Annotated in this window: 19 protein-coding genes; 10 read left to right on the top strand and 9 right to left on the bottom strand. The window is 71.7% G+C overall.

Going from position 1 to position 16,874, the window contains the following annotated elements; translation table 11 throughout:
- The 4 genes from L7D48_RS12525 to L7D48_RS12510 form a co-directional block, all read left to right on the top strand.
- The coding region (locus L7D48_RS12525) for a vitamin B12 dependent-methionine synthase activation domain-containing protein (RefSeq protein WP_237879456.1) at positions 1-267 on the top strand (267 nt) is incomplete at its 5' end.
- Entirely contained in the window at positions 264-1,211 is a 948-nt protein-coding gene (gene metF, locus L7D48_RS12520; RefSeq protein WP_237879454.1) for a methylenetetrahydrofolate reductase [NAD(P)H], read from the top strand. The genes L7D48_RS12525 and metF, both read left to right, overlap by 4 nt.
- Positions 1,189-2,652: an adenosylhomocysteinase gene (gene ahcY / locus L7D48_RS12515; protein WP_237879452.1), complete on the top strand. Its 1,464-nt coding sequence runs from the start codon at positions 1,189-1,191 to the stop codon at positions 2,650-2,652. The genes metF and ahcY overlap by 23 nt, the downstream gene beginning before the upstream one ends.
- A 5-nt stretch (positions 2,653-2,657) precedes the next feature.
- Positions 2,658-3,371, top strand: a complete 714-nt coding sequence (locus L7D48_RS12510; RefSeq protein WP_237879450.1) for a maleylpyruvate isomerase family mycothiol-dependent enzyme — start codon at positions 2,658-2,660, stop codon at positions 3,369-3,371.
- Positions 3,372-3,440: 69 nt separating this feature from the next.
- Here the strand turns inward: L7D48_RS12510 and L7D48_RS12505 are convergent, their stop codons facing one another.
- Complete coding sequence (locus L7D48_RS12505; protein ID WP_237879447.1) at positions 3,441-4,181, bottom strand: PIG-L deacetylase family protein; 741 nt, start codon at positions 4,179-4,181, stop codon at positions 3,441-3,443.
- Between the two features lie 144 nt (positions 4,182-4,325).
- On the opposite strand from L7D48_RS12505, the gene asnB reads away from it, so the two are divergent.
- From asnB to L7D48_RS12475, 6 genes are all read left to right on the top strand, one after another.
- On the top strand, positions 4,326-6,134 hold the full coding sequence (asnB, locus tag L7D48_RS12500; protein WP_237879445.1) for an asparagine synthase (glutamine-hydrolyzing): 1,809 nt from the start codon (positions 4,326-4,328) through the stop codon (positions 6,132-6,134).
- Positions 6,131-7,114, top strand: a complete 984-nt coding sequence (locus tag L7D48_RS12495; protein WP_237879443.1) for a PrpF domain-containing protein — start codon at positions 6,131-6,133, stop codon at positions 7,112-7,114. Before asnB ends, L7D48_RS12495 begins: the two co-directional genes overlap by 4 nt.
- Before the next feature lie 86 nt (positions 7,115-7,200).
- Positions 7,201-7,929 carry an SDR family oxidoreductase gene (locus tag L7D48_RS12490; RefSeq protein WP_237879441.1) on the top strand — a complete coding sequence of 243 codons (729 nt, stop codon included), beginning with the start codon at positions 7,201-7,203 and terminating at the stop codon, positions 7,927-7,929.
- 23 nt (positions 7,930-7,952) lie between these two features.
- Entirely contained in the window at positions 7,953-9,530 is a 1,578-nt protein-coding gene (locus L7D48_RS12485; RefSeq protein ID WP_237879439.1) for a class I tRNA ligase family protein, read from the top strand.
- Between the two features lie 126 nt (positions 9,531-9,656).
- A complete protein-coding gene (mshA, locus tag L7D48_RS12480; protein WP_374492067.1) occupies positions 9,657-11,072 on the top strand; it encodes a D-inositol-3-phosphate glycosyltransferase in 1,416 nt (471 codons plus the stop codon).
- 188 nt (positions 11,073-11,260) lie between these two features.
- A complete protein-coding gene (locus L7D48_RS12475; protein ID WP_237879437.1) occupies positions 11,261-11,473 on the top strand; it encodes a hypothetical protein in 213 nt (70 codons plus the stop codon).
- On the opposite strand, the gene L7D48_RS12470 is transcribed toward L7D48_RS12475, so the two are convergent.
- From L7D48_RS12470 to L7D48_RS12435, 8 genes are all read right to left on the bottom strand, one after another.
- The gene (locus L7D48_RS12470; protein ID WP_237879435.1) at positions 11,464-11,892 is read right to left on the bottom strand and encodes a Fur family transcriptional regulator; all 429 of its coding nucleotides are present in this window, start codon (positions 11,890-11,892) and stop codon (positions 11,464-11,466) included. The two genes, L7D48_RS12475 and L7D48_RS12470, sit on opposite strands and share 10 nt — an antisense overlap.
- Positions 11,893-11,988: 96 nt before the next feature.
- Positions 11,989-13,044, bottom strand: a complete 1,056-nt coding sequence (locus tag L7D48_RS12465) for a helix-turn-helix transcriptional regulator (RefSeq protein ID WP_237879433.1) — start codon at positions 13,042-13,044, stop codon at positions 11,989-11,991.
- A 104-nt stretch (positions 13,045-13,148) separates the two neighbouring features.
- The gene (locus L7D48_RS12460; protein ID WP_237879431.1) at positions 13,149-14,060 is read right to left on the bottom strand and encodes a cyclopropane-fatty-acyl-phospholipid synthase family protein; all 912 of its coding nucleotides are present in this window, start codon (positions 14,058-14,060) and stop codon (positions 13,149-13,151) included.
- Positions 14,061-14,235: 175 nt separating this feature from the next.
- Positions 14,236-14,727: an N-acetyltransferase gene (locus L7D48_RS12455; protein WP_237879429.1), complete on the bottom strand. Its 492-nt coding sequence runs from the start codon at positions 14,725-14,727 to the stop codon at positions 14,236-14,238.
- A gap of 188 nt (positions 14,728-14,915) precedes the next feature.
- Complete coding sequence (locus L7D48_RS12450; RefSeq protein ID WP_237879426.1) at positions 14,916-15,818, bottom strand: M56 family metallopeptidase; 903 nt, start codon at positions 15,816-15,818, stop codon at positions 14,916-14,918.
- A 2-nt stretch (positions 15,819-15,820) separates the two neighbouring features.
- On the bottom strand, positions 15,821-16,189 hold the full coding sequence (locus L7D48_RS12445) for a BlaI/MecI/CopY family transcriptional regulator (RefSeq protein ID WP_237879424.1): 369 nt from the start codon (positions 16,187-16,189) through the stop codon (positions 15,821-15,823).
- Between the two features lie 62 nt (positions 16,190-16,251).
- Positions 16,252-16,533, bottom strand: coding sequence for a metal-sensitive transcriptional regulator (locus tag L7D48_RS12440; RefSeq protein WP_237879422.1), 282 nt, complete (start codon positions 16,531-16,533; stop codon positions 16,252-16,254).
- Positions 16,534-16,650: 117 nt separating this feature from the next.
- Positions 16,651-16,874 (bottom strand): hypothetical protein (locus tag L7D48_RS12435; RefSeq protein WP_237879419.1); only part of this gene is annotated, 224 nt, incomplete at its 5' end.

The raw sequence follows: 16,874 nt of genomic DNA, 5'->3' as shown, positions 1-16,874 counted from the left end.
CGCGCCGAGCTCGGTTTCGCCGGCGACGACCCCGACGCGATCGAGGACATGTTCGCCCTGAAGTACCGCGGCGCCCGCTTCTCGCTGGGGTACGGGGCCTGCCCGGACCTGGAGGACCGCGCCAAGATCGCCGAGCTGCTCCAGCCCGAGCGGATCGGGGTGAAGCTGTCCGAGGAGTTCCAGCTCCATCCCGAGCAGTCCACCGACGCCATCGTTCTGCACCACCCCGAGGCCAAATACTTCAACGCCGGAGGCGGCCGGGCATGACGACCACGAGAACACTGCGCGAGATCCTGGCCGCGGGGGAGCGCTCGTACTCGTTCGAGTTCTTCCCGCCCAGGACCGAGGCGGGCGAGCGTACCCTGTGGGACGCCGTCCGCCGTATCGAGGCGCTGCGCCCGACGTTCGTCTCGGTCACCTACGGCGCCGGCGGATCCTCCCGGGACCGCACCGTCGCCGTCACCGAGCGGATCGCGGCCGAGACCACGCTGCGGCCGGTCGCCCACCTCACCGCCGTCGGCCACTCGGTCGCCGAGCTGCGCAACATCATCGGCCGGTACGCCGACGCGGGAGTGCGCGACGTGCTCGCCCTGCGCGGCGACCCGCCCGGCGACCCGGGCGCGCCCTGGACCCCGCACCCGCAGGGCTTCACCCACGCCCACCAACTGGTCTCCCTGGTCAAGGAGATGGGCGACTTCAGCGTCGGGGTGGCCGCCTTCCCCGAAAAACACCCCCGATCGCCCGACTGGGACAGCGACATCCGCCACTTCGTCGCCAAGTGCAAGGCCGGCGCCGACTACGCCATCACGCAGATGTTCTTCCACGTCGAGGACTACCTGCGGCTGCGCGACAAGGTGACCGCCGTCGGCTGCGACACCCCGATCATCCCCGAGATCATGCCCGCCACCGACGCCCGGCAGATCGCCCGCTTCGCCGAACTGTCGGGCGCGGCCTTCCCCGAGGACCTGGCCCGCCGTCTGGAGGCCGCCCGCGGCAACCCGGCCGCCGGCCACCGCATCGGCGTCGACCACGCCACCGCCATGGCCGAACGCCTGCTGGCCGAAGGCGCACCCGGGCTGCACTACATCACCCTCAACCGCTCCACCGCCACCCTCGACATCCATCACAACATCCACGGCAGCAACCAGAGCAGCATCCAGAGCACACAGACCCCAAGGAGTACCCGGCATGCCCTCGCATCCCACCGCTGACTTCACTGACTTCAAGGTGGCGGACCTGTCCCTGGCGGCGTTCGGCCGCAAGGAGATCACGCTGGCCGAGCACGAGATGCCCGGCCTGATGGCGATCCGCCGCGAGTACGCCGCTTCCCGGCCGCTGGCCGGGGCGCGGATCACCGGGTCGCTGCACATGACGGTGCAGACGGCCGTGCTGATCGAGACCCTGGTGGCGCTGGGCGCCCGGGTGCGCTGGGCCTCCTGCAACATCTTCTCCACCCAGGACCACGCCGCCGCCGCCGTCGCCGTCGGCCCCGACGGCACCCCCGACGACCCGCGGGGCGTGCCGGTCTTCGCCTGGAAGGGCGAGACGCTGGAAGAGTACTGGTGGTGCACCGAGCAGGCGCTGACCTGGCCGGACGCGCCCACCGGCGGGCCGAACATGATCCTGGACGACGGCGGTGACGCCACGCTGCTGGTGCACAAGGGGGTGGAGTACGAGAAGGCCGGCGCGGTGCCGGACGTCTCCACGGCCGAGTCCGAGGAGCACGCGGTCATCCTGGGCCTGCTGGCCCGCACCCTGGCCGAGCGGCCGGGCAAGTGGACGCAGCTGGCCTCCGAGATCCGCGGGGTGACGGAGGAGACCACCACCGGGGTGCACCGGCTGTACGAGATGCAGCGAGACGGCGTGCTGCTCTTCCCGGCGATCAACGTCAACGACTCGGTGACCAAGTCGAAGTTCGACAACAAGTACGGCTGCCGCCACTCGCTGATCGACGGGATCAACCGCGCCACCGACACTCTCATCGGCGGCAAGGTGGCCGTGGTGTGCGGCTACGGGGACGTGGGCAAGGGGTGCGCGGAGTCGCTGCGCGGCCAGGGCGCGCGGGTGATCGTCACCGAGATCGACCCGATCTGCGCGCTGCAGGCGGCGATGGACGGCTACCAGGTCGCCACCCTGGAGGACGTGGTGGAGACCGCCGACATCTTCGTGACCACCACCGGCAACAAGGACATCATCCTCGCCGGGCACATGGCGCGGATGAAGCACCAGGCGATCGTGGGCAACATCGGCCACTTCGACAACGAGATCGACATGGCCGGTCTGGCGGCGGTTCCCGGCATCGTCAAGGACGAGGTCAAGCCGCAGGTGCACACCTGGACCTTCCCGGACGGCAAGTCGATCATCGTGCTGTCCGAGGGACGGCTGCTGAACCTGGGCAACGCCACCGGGCACCCCTCGTTCGTGATGTCGAACTCCTTCGCCAACCAGACCATCGCCCAGATCGAGCTGTTCACCAAGCCGGACGCCTATCCGGTGGGGGTGTACGTGCTGCCCAAGCACCTGGACGAGAAGGTCGCCCGTCTCCATCTGGAGGCGCTGGGGGCGAAGCTGACCGTGCTGCGCCCGGAGCAGGCCGCCTACATCGGCGTCCCCGTGGAGGGCCCGTACAAGCCCGACCACTACCGCTACTGACACCGATGACCGAGACGAGAGATCCCTGGCTGCCGCACCGGCTGCTGCTGACCGAACGGGACGCCCTGCTGCCGCTGCTGCGGCGTACGGCCGACGGCGAGTACGAGCGCCGCACCGCCTGCCCGGGCTGGACGGTGCGCGAGGTGCTCGCGCACTGTTCGGCGGCCCTCCTGCGCATCGTGGAGGGCCGGCTGGAAGGTGCCTTCACACCCGAGGCCAACGCGGCCGACGTGCGGGAGCGCCGCGACTGGAGCGTCTCCCGGATCCTGGACGAACTGGAGGAGGGGTTCACCGAGGCGGGGAAGGTGATCGCCGCCTCCGACGGGGACCTGGACGTGATCGCGCTGGGGGAGTGGGTGCACGCCGGTGACGTCCGCGACGCCCTGGGCCGGCCCGGGGCCTACGAGGGCCCGGGGGCGGCCGAGGCGCTGGCCATCCTCACCGTCGCCAGCCGGGTCCGCTCCACCCCGCGGGTGGAGGCGGTCCTCGGCGACGGGGGGCGCCTCCCGTTCCCGGAGAACCGCTCACCGGCCTCACCGGCCTCACCGGCCTCACCGACGAGGAGGATCACCCTGGGCAACCTTGTGGACGGACGGCCGCCGGCGCGTCTGGAGACGGACGTCCCGACCCTGATCCGTCTCTACTCCGGCCGTCCCGTGGTCGGCGCGAGGTATGTGCTGGACGGCGCCGATGAGAGCGAGCTGGTCATCTACGGCTGAACACCGCAGGACATGAACACCGCAGGACATGAACGCCGATGACCGGCCGCCCCGTCACGGGGCGGCCGGTCATGCCGTCCGTACGATCTGGAAGGCCTCGGCGAGCCTCCCGGGAGGCAGTCCGCCCGCGCGGGCGTGCTCCGCCAGCCATTCCCGGAGCAGCCCGGCCAGATCCTCGAAGTGGGCCGTCTGCGAGGTGTGGATGCGCAGCGCGTCGACCTTGCGGTCGAAGACGGCGGTGACGTCGACGAACTGGTTGGGACTCGGACCGGTCATCAGCCAGGTCTCGGGGACGGTCCACGGCCGCAGTCCCTCGTGCTTGAGCAGGGAGGCGTGGGCGAAGGGGTTGCGGGCCTCGGGGTAGATCGCGCGCAGGGCCGCCTCTCCGACGGCACGGTGGTCGGGGTGGAGATCGGCGACACGCGCCCAGTTGATCTCCGGACTGGGGATGATGGCGCGCTGGGGCCTGACCTCGCGGATGACCCGGCACAGATCGCGGCGCAGCTCCACGCTCGGTTCCACCCTGCTGTCCGGGTAGCCGAGGAACCGGACGTCCTGCACTCCGCTGAGTTTGGCGGAGTGCGTCTGCTCGGCCCGGCGCAGATCCGCCATGACCTGCCGGGGCAGCTGCTCGTCGTATCCGCCCGCGTCGCCGTCGGTGACGATGCAGTAGGTCACCCGCGTGCCGCGGTCCATCCACTGCATGACGGTCCCGCTCACACAGAACTCGATGTCGTCGGGGTGCGCGGCCACGACCAGCAGGCTGTCGGGCGCGCCCCTGGAGGCCGTGCCGAAGGTGGAGTCGCTCATGCGGTCAGCCTGTTGCGCGCGAGGCAGGGGCGGCAAGAGGCGGCTCATGGCCGGTTTGCGCCATGACACTTTCGCGCCGGACAAAGAATTGGTAGATTCAAATTATTGATTCCGTCTGATGTGATGTGTTCGGAGGTGGCCGCCATGTGCAGGATCTTCGGCTCGTTCGCTGCCGGCGCGACAGTCCACGACCTGGCCGCCGTCGCCGGCCGCCAGCGGCACGGCGGGCCCGACGCCCACGGGATGAGAAGGGGGCCGGGGTGGTCGCTGGGCTGCAACCGGCTCGCCGTCACCGACCCGGCCGGCGGCGCCCAGCCCTACGAACTGAGGACGGTGCCCGGTGTCGTCGCCGTCTTCAACGGCGAGCTGTACAACCACCGCGAACTGCGCCGGCGCCTGCGGGAGCGGGGCCACGTCTTCCCCGACGACTGCGACGGCACCCTGCTGCCGGCCCTCTACGCCGAGTACGGCGCGGCCTTCGCCGGACTGCTCGAGGGCATGTTCGCCGTGGCCCTGGTGGATCTGCGCAGTCCTGAGCCCCGGCTCGTCCTCGCCACCGACGACCACGGCATGAAGACGCTCTACTACCACGCCGCCCCGGACGGCGGGGTGTACTTCGCCTCCGAACTGTCCGCCCTGATCGCGTTCTCGCAGGTGCCCGCGGTGCAGCGGGAGGAAGCGCTGGACGAGTACCTGACGACCCGTACCTGCCTGGGGCAGCAGTCCGCGCTGCGCGGAATCCGCACCCTGCCTCCCGGAGCCACCGCGGTGGCGGACCCGGGCAGAGGGCTGCGCGTCCACCGCCGGCAGCCCCGCGACGACGAACGCCCGGGCGCGGACCTGCTGGGCGTGCTGGGCCGTGAGGTACGCGCGCTGGCCCGCGCCGACGTCCCGGTCTGCGCCGTCACCAGCGGAGGTCTGGACTCGGGCCTGGTGACCGCGCTGGCCGCGGAACACGCCCGGAAGGTGCGCGGGGAGCCCCTGCACACCTTCCACCTGACCTACAAGGGGAACTGGCCGGGGGACGAGGACGGGTTCGCCCGGGCCGTCGCCCGCCGCAGCGGTACGGTCCACCACCAGATCGAGGTGGACCCCGGAGAGTTCGCCGAGCTGCTGCCGCGGACCGTGTGGCACCTGGGCCAGCCCAACGCCGACCCCATCACGCTCAGCACCTACGCGCTGTTCCGCGCCGTCCGCGCCGAGGGGTTCACCGTAGCCCTCACCGGTGACGGCGCCGACGAACTCTTCGCCGGGTACGACCGGATGCGCGCCGCGCTGGCCGCACCGGCCGGTGCGGACTGGGTGAGCCCCTACGTCGCCTCGCTGGCCGCGATCCCCCGCGCCCTGCGCGACTCGCTCTACACCTCCGACTACCGCGCCTTCCTCGCCGACCGGGGGCCCACCGAGCAGCGGATCACCGAACAGCTGCGGTCGGCGGCCGGGAGCCGGCACACCACACTGACGGCCTTCGAGACGCTGCAGCGGCTGCCCGCCTACCATCTGCGCCGCATCGACCACCTCAGCATGGCCTGGGCGGTGGAAGCGCGGATGCCCTACCTCCAGCCGGCCGTCTCCGCCCTGGCCCGGCGGCTCCCCGTCCGCCTGCGCACGGGGAAGCGGGCTCTTTTCGACGCGGCCCGGGGGGTGCTGCCGGAGGCAGTGGTCCGCCGGCCCAAGCAGCCCTTCCACCTCCCGGTCGACGCGATGCTCGTCCGGGGCACGCCCCTCATGGCACTGGCACAGGAGATGCTGTCCTCCGGGAACCTGCGCCTCGACGGCCGGCTGTGCGCGCAGGGGATCGCAGGCCTGTTCGCCGCCCACCGGCGGCAGCCCTCCCCGGTGACCGCCACCGCGCTGTGGGCCCTGCTGGTCCACGAACTGTGGAGCGAGGAGCTGCGCGCCCTGCGCGCGTCGGCGCCCCGCGTCCGGTCCCTGGCCGGACTGGCGGCATGACCTCGTACATCGCGATGGCCGAGGGGGCGCCGGGCCCCACCCTGGTGCTCGACGCCGGCCGGCTCCCCGGGGACCGCGACCGTCTGAGCGCCGCCCTGGCCCGCACACGCCTGCTCCTGGAGGACGCCGGGCACGGCCCGATCCTGAAGTTCGCGCTGGTCCGGCCGTCCCCGCGGCCCGGGTACGACCTGGACTACCGCTTCGTCCAGGGACTGGCGCAGGATCCGCGGAAGTTCGTCTTCGACAGCGGCTGCGGCCACTCCCTGCTGGCCGCGGCCGCCGTCGGCACGGCGGAGGGCCCCTTGAGGGTCCGGGTCCTCAACACCGGGGAGGAGGCGGTCTGCGAACGTGCCCGGGACGGCACCCACACCCTGCACCTCCTGCCGGGTGCGGAACTTGCGCTGCCGCGACTGCTGCCCACCGGGCGGCCCACCGACGCCCTGATCACCGCGGGGGGAGTACTGCTCGGTTCCGTCGTGCGGTTCGGCAACCCCTATGTGTTCGTCGACGCGGCGGACCTCGGACTGCACGGCGCCCGGGCCCTGTTCGAAGCGGGCTCCGCCACTCTGGAGCGGCTGGAGCGGCTGCGGGCCGCGGCGCGCGCCGTACTGGGACTGCCCGCGGGCAGTCTGCTGCCCAAGGTCGCAGTGGTGAGCGCCGGCCGGCCGGGGCGGCTGGCGGCCAGATCCCTCACCGAACCCGGGTGGCACCCCGCGTTCGCGCTCACCGGACTCGCCTGCCTGGCGGCCGCCTCCGCCATCGGGGGAACGGTTCCGCACCGTCTGGCGCGCTCCGCCGGATGCGGGACGGACCGCGTCGTCGTCGACACTCCGTCCGGCACCGTGCCGGTCGATCTGGAGACCGCCGTCGTGGCCGGCGAACGCTTCGGGCGCCTTCGCCGTGTCGGCATCGGCGGCAGACGCGTCCGCGTACTGCGGACGGGTCTCCGGCTGCCGTGGCGCGTCCACGCCACTGCGTGAACCTGCCTTTCCTCCGTGCGGATATCCTCCCCGCCGTCTGTCAGGCTTTTCGGGGACATATGGCCGACCGGGGAGAGCTGGACGGAATGAAATTCGATAACCTGCGTGTCGTCGTCACCGGCGCCTCCCGTGAATTCGGGCGTGCGCTCGCCATCGGTTTCGCGCATCTGGGCGCCGAGGTATTCGTTTCGGCCCGTACGGTGGAAGCGGCCGAGCGCACCCTGGCCGACGTCATGGGGACGGCCCGCGAGCGCATCCACGCGTTCGGCTGCGACCTCAGCCGCCCGGCGGAGATCCGGGAGTTCGCCCGCCGGGTGGGCGAGCACACCGGCCGGGTCGACCTGCTCGTCAACAACGGCGCGCGGTGGCTCGACGGCGTCGAACTCGACGACGCCTCGGACGCCCAGATCGTGGAGACCATCGAATCCACCGCAGGCGGAACCGTGCTGATGGTCAAGCACTTCCTGCCGCTGCTGCGCGCGTCCCAGCGGCCCGACATCGTCAACATGGTCGCGGTCCGGGGCCCGGACACGGCAGGCATGTCGACGGCCCACGACGCCTTCTACGCGGCGAAGAGCGCACAGGCGGGATTCGCCGACATCCTCTCCCACCGGCTGCGGTCCTCGGGCGTCCGCGTCTTCTCGCTCTACCCGCCCGATTTCTCCACCTCCGACCCCCGGTCGGTGGAGTGGGAGGGAATAGGGGGAGACCCCGACGAGAAACTCACCACCCAGGCCCTTTTCGAATGCATCGTCTACGCGGTCGAGCAGCCACGGGACTGCTTCATCCGCTCCTTCCACTTCGAGCCCCGCTGACCAGCGGGAAAGGAGGTCAGCCCGTGAGCAGCCGGCTCTGGATCACCGCGACCCCGCCCGCCTCCCACGGCGAGCTCCACATCGGGCACCTGGCCGGGCCCTATGTCGCCGCCGACGTGCTCAGCCGCTATCTGCGCGCCGACGGCCGGTCCGTCCTCTTCGTCACCGGCACTTCCGACCACAACAGCTCCGTCGAGCTGCGGGCCCTGCGGGACGGGCGCAAGCCCCAGGAGGTCGCGGAGGGGTACCGCCAGGCCATATGCGCCGACCTGCTGCGCGCCGGAGTCGAGTTCGACCTGATCACCGATCCGCGGTCCTCCGCCGGCTACCGCCAGTGGGTGCAGAACCTCTTCTCCCGCCTGCGCGCCGACGGTGTCATCGCCGCCCGGACCCGGCTGATGCCCTACTGCGAACCGTGTGAGCGCTGGCTGTACGGGGCCCACGCGACCGGTGGCTGCCCGCACTGCGGGCAGCCCTGCCGGGCAGGCGTCTGCCACACCTGCGCCCGGCCGAACGACAGCGGCGAACTGCTCTCGCCGCGCTGCTCGCTGTGCGGCACCGCGGCCGCACTCCGCCGCTGCCGCCGCCTGTACCTGCCGCTGGAGCCCTTCCGGGACCGGCTCGCCGACCACTGGCGCAGCAGCGACCTTCCCCCGCGGGTCGCCGCGCTGTGCGAGGGGCTGGCCGAGGACGGCCTGCCCGACGTGGCCGTGTGCCATCCGGCCGAGTGGGGGCTGCCGGTCCCAGGCGACGACTTCGAGGGCCACCGCATCGACGTCTGCTTCGAGGACGTCGCGATGCACCTCTACGGCTGCTGGCCGGACCACCGGGCGGCGCCGGAGGAGACCGTCCACTTCTGCGGGGCCGGACACGTCTTCTGCCAGGCGGTGCTGCTGCCCGTCCTCGTCCTCGCCCAGGGGGTGAAGCTGAGGCACTCGTTCCGCGTCAACGAGACCCTCCGCATCGAGAAGGGCGAGCCGGCCGGCCGGCACCCTGCGCTCTGGGCCCTCGACCTGCTCACGGAGTTCGGGTCCGACACGCTGCGCCGCCATGTGCTGCAGTGCCGGCCGGCGGACGGGACCGCGCCGTTCCGGCACTCGGACCTGGAACGCACGCGGCAGTGGCTGGACTCCACCTGGAACGACTGGCTGGGCAGACTCTTCGCCGCCGTACGGGAGGAGTCCGAGGGCCTGGTGCCGGACGCGGCGTCCGGCGGAGCGGGCTGGGACGTCCTGCACGAGCGACTGGTCCGCACGGCCGGGGAACTGCGCGAGGCGTACGACCCCCAATCGTTCGATCCCCGCCGGGCCGTCGCGCTGCTGGACGAGGTGGTCCGCTCCGCCGACGACTTCGGCCATGCCAACGGGTACAGGTGGCACGGCCCGGCCGCCCCGGACCGGAAGGCACCCGCGATCGTGGCCCAGTTGCGGGTGGCCGCGGCACTTGCCGCCTGGGCCCGCCCGGTGATGCCGGAGGGGGCCGACCGGCTGGCGGCCGCACTCGGACTGCCGGCGGGCCGCGCCGTCACTCCCGAAGCCCTCGCCGCTCCCGCCGCGGGCACCCGGCTGTCGCCGCCTTCGGGCCCGGTCTTCGGGTTCTGACCCCCTCACGTCTTCGACACCTTCCCACCGGGCTCCGGGGCTTCGTGCCCCGGAGCCCTTCCGTCTGCCGGGCGCCGCCACGGCTTCGCGAGGGCGGCGTCCGGTCCGATCGCCGAGGAGAACCACGTGTCCGTCACCACCGCACGACCGCTCCGCGTGGCCATGCTCAGTGTCCACACCTCGCCGCTGCACCAGCCCGGTACGGGCGACGCGGGCGGAATGAACGTCTACATCGTCCAGCTCTCGCGGAGCCTGGCAGGACTCGGTGCCGAGATCGACGTCTTCACCCGGTGCCGGGGCGAGGACCTGCCGCCGGAGGTGCCGCTGGCCCCCGGCACGACCGTGCGCCATCTGCACGCCGGCCCGTGCCGGGCCGTGGCCAAGGAGGAACTCCCCGGCACGCTGGAGGACTTCTCGCGGGCGCTGCTGCGCACCGCGGCCGGGGACGGCGGCCGTCCCTACGATCTGGTCCACTCCCACTACTGGCTGTCCGGACAGGTGGGCCGGACCGTGACGCGGCGATGGGGGGTCCCGCTGGTGCACACCATGCACACGCTGGGGCGGGTGAAGAACGCCTCGCTCGCCGAGGGCGACAGCCCCGAGCCCCCGGAGCGGATCCTCGGCGAGCACCGGGTCGTCGACACCGCCGAACGCCTGGTCGCCAACACGGCCGACGAGGCGGCAGCGCTGCGGCGGCTGTACGGGGCGGCTCGGGAGCGCATCGACGTCGTACATCCCGGTGTCGACCTCCGCACCTTCCATCCGGGCGAGGGCCGGCGGGCCGCCCGCCGCGTCCTGGGGCTGCCGCAGGACGCCTTCGTGCCGCTGTTCGTGGGGCGCATACAGCCTCTGAAGGGACCGGACGTGCTGGTCGAGGCCGTCGCCGAACTGGTCCGTACGGACCCGGAACTCGGCAGACGCCTGGTGGTCCCCGTGATCGGCGGTCTGAGCGGTTCGGGGCTGCGGGCCCCGGAACGGCTGGCGGGACTGTGCTCCGCGTCGGGTGTGGCGGATGTCGTCCGCTTCGAGCCCGCCGTGCGGCAGGAGACGCTGGCGCACTGGTACCGCGCCGCCGACGTGCTGGTGATGCCCTCGCGCAGTGAGACGTTCGGCCTGGTGGCCCTGGAGGCCCAGGCCTGCGGAACCCCCGTGCTCGCCGCCGAGGTGGGCGGGCTGCCGACCGCGGTGTGGGACCGCGTGACGGGCCTGCTGGTCCGGGGGCACCGTCCGCGGGACTACGCCCGGCAGCTGCTGACCCTGGCCCGGGCCCCCGAACTGGCCAGGGCCATGGGACGGGCCGGGGTCCGGTACGCGTCCGGAATGGCCTGGGACACGGCCGCGGCCCGCACGCTCGCCGTGTACGAGCGCGCGGCCGGGACGGCGCGATCCGGGTGGGCAGGGGCGGCGGCACGCCCCTGCCCGGGCGGGGACCTGTCCCTGGAGGTGCCAGAGCCCCGCCGGCTCAAGGGAGAGAGCCGCACTCACGATTCTATCACAGATTTTAGTGGGTCAAATGTTGGTGTGGGTGGAATCGCTGAGTAATTCAGCAATGAAATTCGGTGATTCCGCTTTCCCGGGGCTTTGACAGGCTTGTGCCATGGCGTGTGTGCGACGCCGGTATCCCTGGATCGGGAAGTCGCGAGGCGAGATTATTTAAACGTCACCCCGAGGAACTCCCGGCGGCACGGGAGAGGGGGAGACGAAATCCCGTCCATCGCCCTGGAGGAACCATGCCTTCGTACAGCGGAATTTCCTTCGCCCTGCGCCGCCTGGCGGTCGCCGCGGTCCTGTGCGCCTGTGTGGCCGGCGCCGCCGCGACAGCGGCCCTGTCCGAACAGCCGGGCGGGATCGGGGTCCTGGCCTCCACCACCGAGGTCGACTGGCCGCCGGTCTCCCCGTACGACGGCAACGTCGACTGGCCGCCGGCCCCGCCTCAGGACTGACGGCAGTCCGGGCACTCGCCCTTGAAGACCAGCTCGGTGCCCGTCATGTGCCAGCCGTGCAGGCCCTTACGCGAAGGCGTGGGGGCCTGCACGGCCACGTTGGCCACCCGCCCGCAGCGCGTGCACAGCGCGTGGTGGTGGGGTTCGGAAGCCAGCTCGAAGACGGCGGGCAGGCCGGGGCGGTCGAATTTCGTCACCAGCCCGGTGTCGAGAAAATGCTTCAGCATCTCGTAGACCGCCTGGCTGGTCAGCGTTCCCAGCCTTTCGCGCGCGGTGGAGGTGATTTCCTCCACCTCCATATGGCCGTTCTCCCGCAGCACCTTGAGGACTTCCAGCCGCGGCCCGGTGACCCGCAGGCCGACATCGCGCAGCTGCTGCATCGCGGCCTCGCGCTGCTCCGGCAGTACCTCGCGTTTCATGTCCCCGCCAACCGTTCCCAGCCGACCGATCGAGTCAACTGATCCGACCAAAAGTTTTCCGACATCGTACATCTTGGCCGGACAGGAGGCGGTGCGCTAATCGAGCCAGCCCAGCCGGGTGGCCTTCACCCCGGCCTCGAAGCGGCTGCCGGCGCCCAGTTCCTGCATCACCTCGGACAGCAGGCGGCTGACGGTGCGCAGGGACACGCCGAGGTTCCGCGCGATCTTCTCGTCCTTCATGCCGGTGGCCAGCATGCGGAGCGCCGCCCGCTGCTGCTCGGTCAGCCCGTCGCCGCCGCGCTCGGCGTTCTCCTCCTCGCCGAACGCCGACGAGGTGTGCCAGCAGTACTCGTAGACGGCCAGATAGGACCGCACCAGCGCCGGCCCCCTGGCCAGGATCGCGCCGGCCGTGTGGTCGTCGGGATTGGCCGGAAGCAGCGCGAACTGGTGGTCGCCGAGGATCATGTTCATGGGCACGACGGGGGAGAGGCGGACCTCGACGCCGGCCTCGACCTGGCGTCTGAAGAAGTCCCCCAGCGCCGGCACGGACGCGAACCGCTGGTTGTAGATCACCCGCACCCGCACCCCCTCGCCCAGCAGCCGTTTGTCCCGGCCCAGCGACCGGTCGAGGGTGCTGGTGTCGATGGCGCCGGGATGCATGGAGGCCACGGAGTCGTGCACGAGGTCCACGACGTCCTCGACGACCTGCTGGATGCGCCGGTAGTCCGTGAGCACCTCCACCTCGACCTCGGAGTCGGTGACGGATCCGGCTCGCAGGAAACGGCCGACCAGCGTCTCCAGCCTGGTGTGCGCCTCGTCGGCCTGCCGCAGCCGCTCGCGCAGCATCTCCCGCTCGTGGGCCATCACGCGCAGGAAGGCCACCTCGGGGGCGATCACCGTGACGGCGTCCTCGGCCTCCTCGTGCCGCCAGCCGGGATTCGCCTCCAGGCCGGTGGTGTGCAGCGAAGCGGCGGGAACGATCAGACCGAGGCGCTCCAGATCCTCCCGGTGGCGGGCGGCCTCGGGTTCCTTGAGCCCCAGCTCGGCGGCCACCGCGGCGAATCCCGCCGCTCCGCGCATCCGCAACGCCTGGTAGAGGCGGAGAGCGGTGTCCTGCGAGCCACTACGTCCGCCGGAACCGGATCTGGACACGTTGCGGTAATCCCCCTCGTCTACCCGTACCGCGCTCCGATGTGACCGTGCACTCGTTCCGGGGTAGGCCCACCCTCGACCGTTCTGCGGCCCCGGTCACCTCATCATGCGTCCGCGCGGCAAATCAAGAGCACATGTTCGGTCACGGAGTCGATCCGGTGGGGGCGCCGGTCTGCGATATGCATTCCGGCTGTGCGGATGTCATGTGCCAGGCGTTCGGAGTCGATCAGCCACTTGCGGGTGGTCAGGGTCCGGAGATGGACGTCGTGCCGGGTGGAGCACCGGCAGTGGTAGGTGATCCGCTCGCGCATGCCGGCCAGGTCGAAGGCCTGCCTGGCCACGACCGTCTCGGTCACCCCGTCGAAACGCGGGACACGGAACGCGAACGTGCGCAGAGGCCGTTCCCTCAGTCCCGTGAGCGCATGGCTCGGATAGTCCAGGGCCAGTGCGCCCCCCGCGCCCAGGTGGGAGGCTATCTCGCGCAGCAGGGCGGGACGCGCCTGCGGGGGAACGGCCGTGATCATCGCTCCGGCCAGCACCACCAGCTGGTACCGGCCGTCCAGCCGCAGCCCGGTCAGGTCGGCGGGGACCGTGGTCACCAGCCGGTCGGCGCGGGGGCCGATCCGCCGCGCCCAGCACCGCAGCCGCCGCAGACTGTGCCGGTCCCGGTCCACCGCCGCCACGGCGAAACCGTGCCGGGCGAAGGGGACGGTCAGCCGTCCGGCGCCCGACCCCAGGTCGAGTACCGGGCCGCCGGTGGTGCGGGCCATGCCCAGGTAGCCGACGATGTCGGCGCTGTGCGGTCCCAGCAGGGCGTCGTGCAACCACACGTCCCCGGGATCCTGGGCGGACACGTTCTCGAGGCCGGGCAGCCACAGAGCGCCGGAGCCGTCCTGGGCGGACACGGACGGCAGGGAGCCGGTGTCATGGCACTCCGCTCCCGGGGGAGCGGCGTGCGTGCCGTCGTCCGAGAGATCGAGCAGAGCCGACACGGCGGTGCTCCTCTGCGTGTCCATCGCCCCTCCAGGGTGCTCGGCTTTACCCCTGCCGTCCGGGGGCGGTGCCCGTGCCGCCGGGACCGCGCCCGGAAGGCATCCTGGCCCGCGGACGGCGCCGGGAGCCAGCCGGAACCGCTGCGTATCCATGCGATGGCGTGGATCTGCCACCCCCGGGGAGGTGGCGGCAGGGGGCTTACAGGGGGCGCGCGTAACGCATGCCCTCAGGGGCCTCTTCCGAGGGCCGGAAGCCGTGCCGGTCCAGAAAGGGCAGGAGAGGGTCCCGCGCGGAGCGCAGGGAGATCAACTGGCGGCCGGCGCCCGCGCCGCGCTGCTGCTCGCTCACGGCCTCCAGCAGCGCGCTGCCGATGCCCTCGCGACGGCGGTCCGCGTTCACGCACAGGCAGTACACCTCACCGGCTCCCGCCTGTGCGACGCCACCGGCCGCCGCGCCCAGTACGACGCCGCCGGGTTCCACCGCGACAAGCCAACCGAGCCAGCCCGGCCCGCTGCCGGGCGCGCCGATTTCCGTGCGAATGCGGGACAGTGAGCAGTAATGGCCGACCAGGCGCTCCACCTCGGATTTTCCGAGCAGTGGGAGATAGCCGTTCCGTAGTGAATCGGCCATCACCCTGGACACCGATGGCGCCTCGGCCTCGACCGCCGGCCGTACTGCCACATGGCCCATGACGCTCATCCCTCCCGCGGGCGGAAGCGGCCCGACATCGGGTCCACAATAGACCCGTGAGCGGCGGAGCAAACAGCCCCCGGGAATGCCTCGGCGCTCTCTCCGGGCGATTTCCGAGGTTTTGAAAAGTTTTCCGCTCTGCGCCGTGAGAGGTCTACGAAAATACTTAGTAAATCAGTAGGGGAAATCTAGATCGAGCAGCATGCGGCAATCAGGGGAATGACGGCCAGGGCCGATGCCAGGACGGTGAACGCGCCGCGCGCCACGGGGCAGCGCGGCCGGTCGGTGGCGAGAATGCGGTTCATTCGCTGCACGGCCGACGCCCCGCCCAGGGCGAAGGCGCCTCCCGGAGCCTGCCCGGCAGCCGTTTCGTAGAGAGCCGCCGCGAGTTCCTGGCGAGTGCACCGCCGCAGCACGTGGTCGTCGGCGGTCATCTCCAGCAGCAGGGGCACCTGATGACGCAGGCCGCTGCCGAGCGGGAGTCGGCGGTACACGGAGGCGAGAGCGCGCGCGGCGGTGAACAGCAGATGGTGCCGTCCGGCCAGATGCGCACGCTCGTGCTCGACCGCCGCCGACAGTTCCCCCGCCCTCAGAGCGCGTACGGCTCCGGAACTCACCACGATCTCGGGGGACCTGCCCGGCAGGCAGTAGACGGCCGGCGTCTCGTGGTCCAGCAGCGTCACACCCAGCCGGGCCGACCTCCGGCCGACGAGCCGCAGTATCCGCGCGTGCCGGGCGCGTGATCTGCGTGTGCGTACGTACTCGCCGAGCAGCGCCCCACAGGGAGGCCCGGCCGCCGCGATCGCCGAAACCGCCGTGATCACCAGCAGATCCCGGCCGGGCGGTATGCGTTCCGGCTCGGACGTACACGCGAGAAGGAGCCCCACCACCCCCTGCCCACCCGCCCGGGACAGCAGCAGCTGGGCCAGGGCCAGCCCTCCGGAGAGGGCCAGCGCGCCCGCCAGGGCCAGCCACGCGCCGACGGCGAGTCTCGGCGCGTGGTGGGCCCAGCGGGCGCGCGCGAGGAGCGGCGGGGCGATCACCCCGGCGCCCAGTGCGACTCCCAGCGGAGGCAGCAGATGGTAGGTCACGGTCACAGGGGGGTGTCCCGTCCGGTGGAGCGCAGTGCCGCTCTGAGCGCCTCGACCTCCTCCGAGGACATGTGCTCGACGAAGCGCATCAGCGCTGTCCGGCGGTCCTCGGTGTGTCCCAGCGCCTCGCGCATCAGGCCGGCCGTGTACTCCTCGCGGCTGTGAAGCGGTTCGTACATCCAGGCCCGCCCGGACTTCTCCCGGCGCAGCATGCCCTTGCGGTGCAGGATGTCCGCGACGGTCATCACCGTCGTGTAGGCCACCGGCCGGAACAGATTGATGTCGTCCACGATCTCGCGGACGGTCGCCGCCCTGCGCCACCGCCAGAGCCGGTCCATGATCTCGGCTTCCAGTTCGCCCAGCCGGCGCACTTTTCCCCCTCCTGCCGCCCGTGCGGCCGCGGCCGCGCCACATCGTACGTCCGAGCCATGGGTCACGACCGGACGAGCCGCGCGATCGCGCGGGACGCCTCGGTCACCTTCTCCCTCGCCCGGTCCCCGCCGTGCCCGATGGCCTCGGTGACACAGCAGCTGAGGTGCTCGTCGAGGAGAGCGAGGGCGCACGACTGGAGGGCGGCGTTCGTCGCGGACACCTGGGTGAGCACGTCGATGCAGTAGGTGTCCCGCTCGACCATGCGCTGGAGTCCGCGTACCTGGCCCTCGATTCTGCGCAGGCGCCTGAGGATGTCGTCCTTGTGCTTCTCGTAACCGGTCATCGTCGCCTCGTCTCACGGAAATCCGGTGGTAAAGGGCGTGGGAGTGGAGAGGGGGCCGGGGCGGTGTGCCCCGGCCCCCGAAGGTGGTGCGGTCTCTGTGATCCGCGGACGCGGTGGTCAGCTCTGGGCGCGGAAGCGGCGCAGCCGGAGGCTGTTGCCGACGACGAAGACCGAGGAGAAGGCCATCGCCGCTCCCGCGATCATCGGGTTGAGCAGTCCGGCCGCGGCCAGTGGCAGGGCGGCGACGTTGTAGGCGAAGGCCCAGAACAGGTTGCCCTTGATGGTGGACAGGGTCTTGCGGGCCAGGCGGATGGCGTCGGCGGCGGCGCGCAGGTCGCCGC

Origin of the sequence: Streptomyces sp. ICN903 (assembly GCF_022015835.1) — a bacterium.
GTDB classification, from domain to species: Bacteria; Actinomycetota; Actinomycetes; order Streptomycetales; family Streptomycetaceae; genus Streptomyces; species Streptomyces fenghuangensis.
This window is presented reverse-complemented; position numbering and strand designations above follow the sequence as displayed.

Excerpts from the sequence above, each read along its gene's own strand:
- L7D48_RS12495 (WP_237879443.1), top strand. The coding sequence starts at position 6,131 with ATGACCTCGTACATCGCGATGGCCGAGGGGGCGCCGGGCCCCACCCTG.
- L7D48_RS12455 (WP_237879429.1), bottom strand. The coding sequence starts at position 14,727 with ATGGGCCATGTGGCAGTACGGCCGGCGGTCGAGGCCGAGGCGCCATCG.
- L7D48_RS12440 (WP_237879422.1), bottom strand. The coding sequence starts at position 16,533 with ATGACCGGTTACGAGAAGCACAAGGACGACATCCTCAGGCGCCTGCGC.
- L7D48_RS12490 (WP_237879441.1), top strand. The coding sequence starts at position 7,201 with ATGAAATTCGATAACCTGCGTGTCGTCGTCACCGGCGCCTCCCGTGAA.
- L7D48_RS12505 (WP_237879447.1), bottom strand. The coding sequence starts at position 4,181 with ATGAGCGACTCCACCTTCGGCACGGCCTCCAGGGGCGCGCCCGACAGC.
- asnB (WP_237879445.1), top strand. The coding sequence starts at position 4,326 with ATGTGCAGGATCTTCGGCTCGTTCGCTGCCGGCGCGACAGTCCACGAC.
- L7D48_RS12470 (WP_237879435.1), bottom strand. The coding sequence starts at position 11,892 with ATGAAACGCGAGGTACTGCCGGAGCAGCGCGAGGCCGCGATGCAGCAG.
- ahcY (WP_237879452.1), top strand. The coding sequence starts at position 1,189 with ATGCCCTCGCATCCCACCGCTGACTTCACTGACTTCAAGGTGGCGGAC.
- L7D48_RS12475 (WP_237879437.1), top strand. The coding sequence starts at position 11,261 with ATGCCTTCGTACAGCGGAATTTCCTTCGCCCTGCGCCGCCTGGCGGTC.
- L7D48_RS12510 (WP_237879450.1), top strand. The coding sequence starts at position 2,658 with ATGACCGAGACGAGAGATCCCTGGCTGCCGCACCGGCTGCTGCTGACC.
- metF (WP_237879454.1), top strand. The coding sequence starts at position 264 with ATGACGACCACGAGAACACTGCGCGAGATCCTGGCCGCGGGGGAGCGC.
- L7D48_RS12460 (WP_237879431.1), bottom strand. The coding sequence starts at position 14,060 with ATGGACACGCAGAGGAGCACCGCCGTGTCGGCTCTGCTCGATCTCTCG.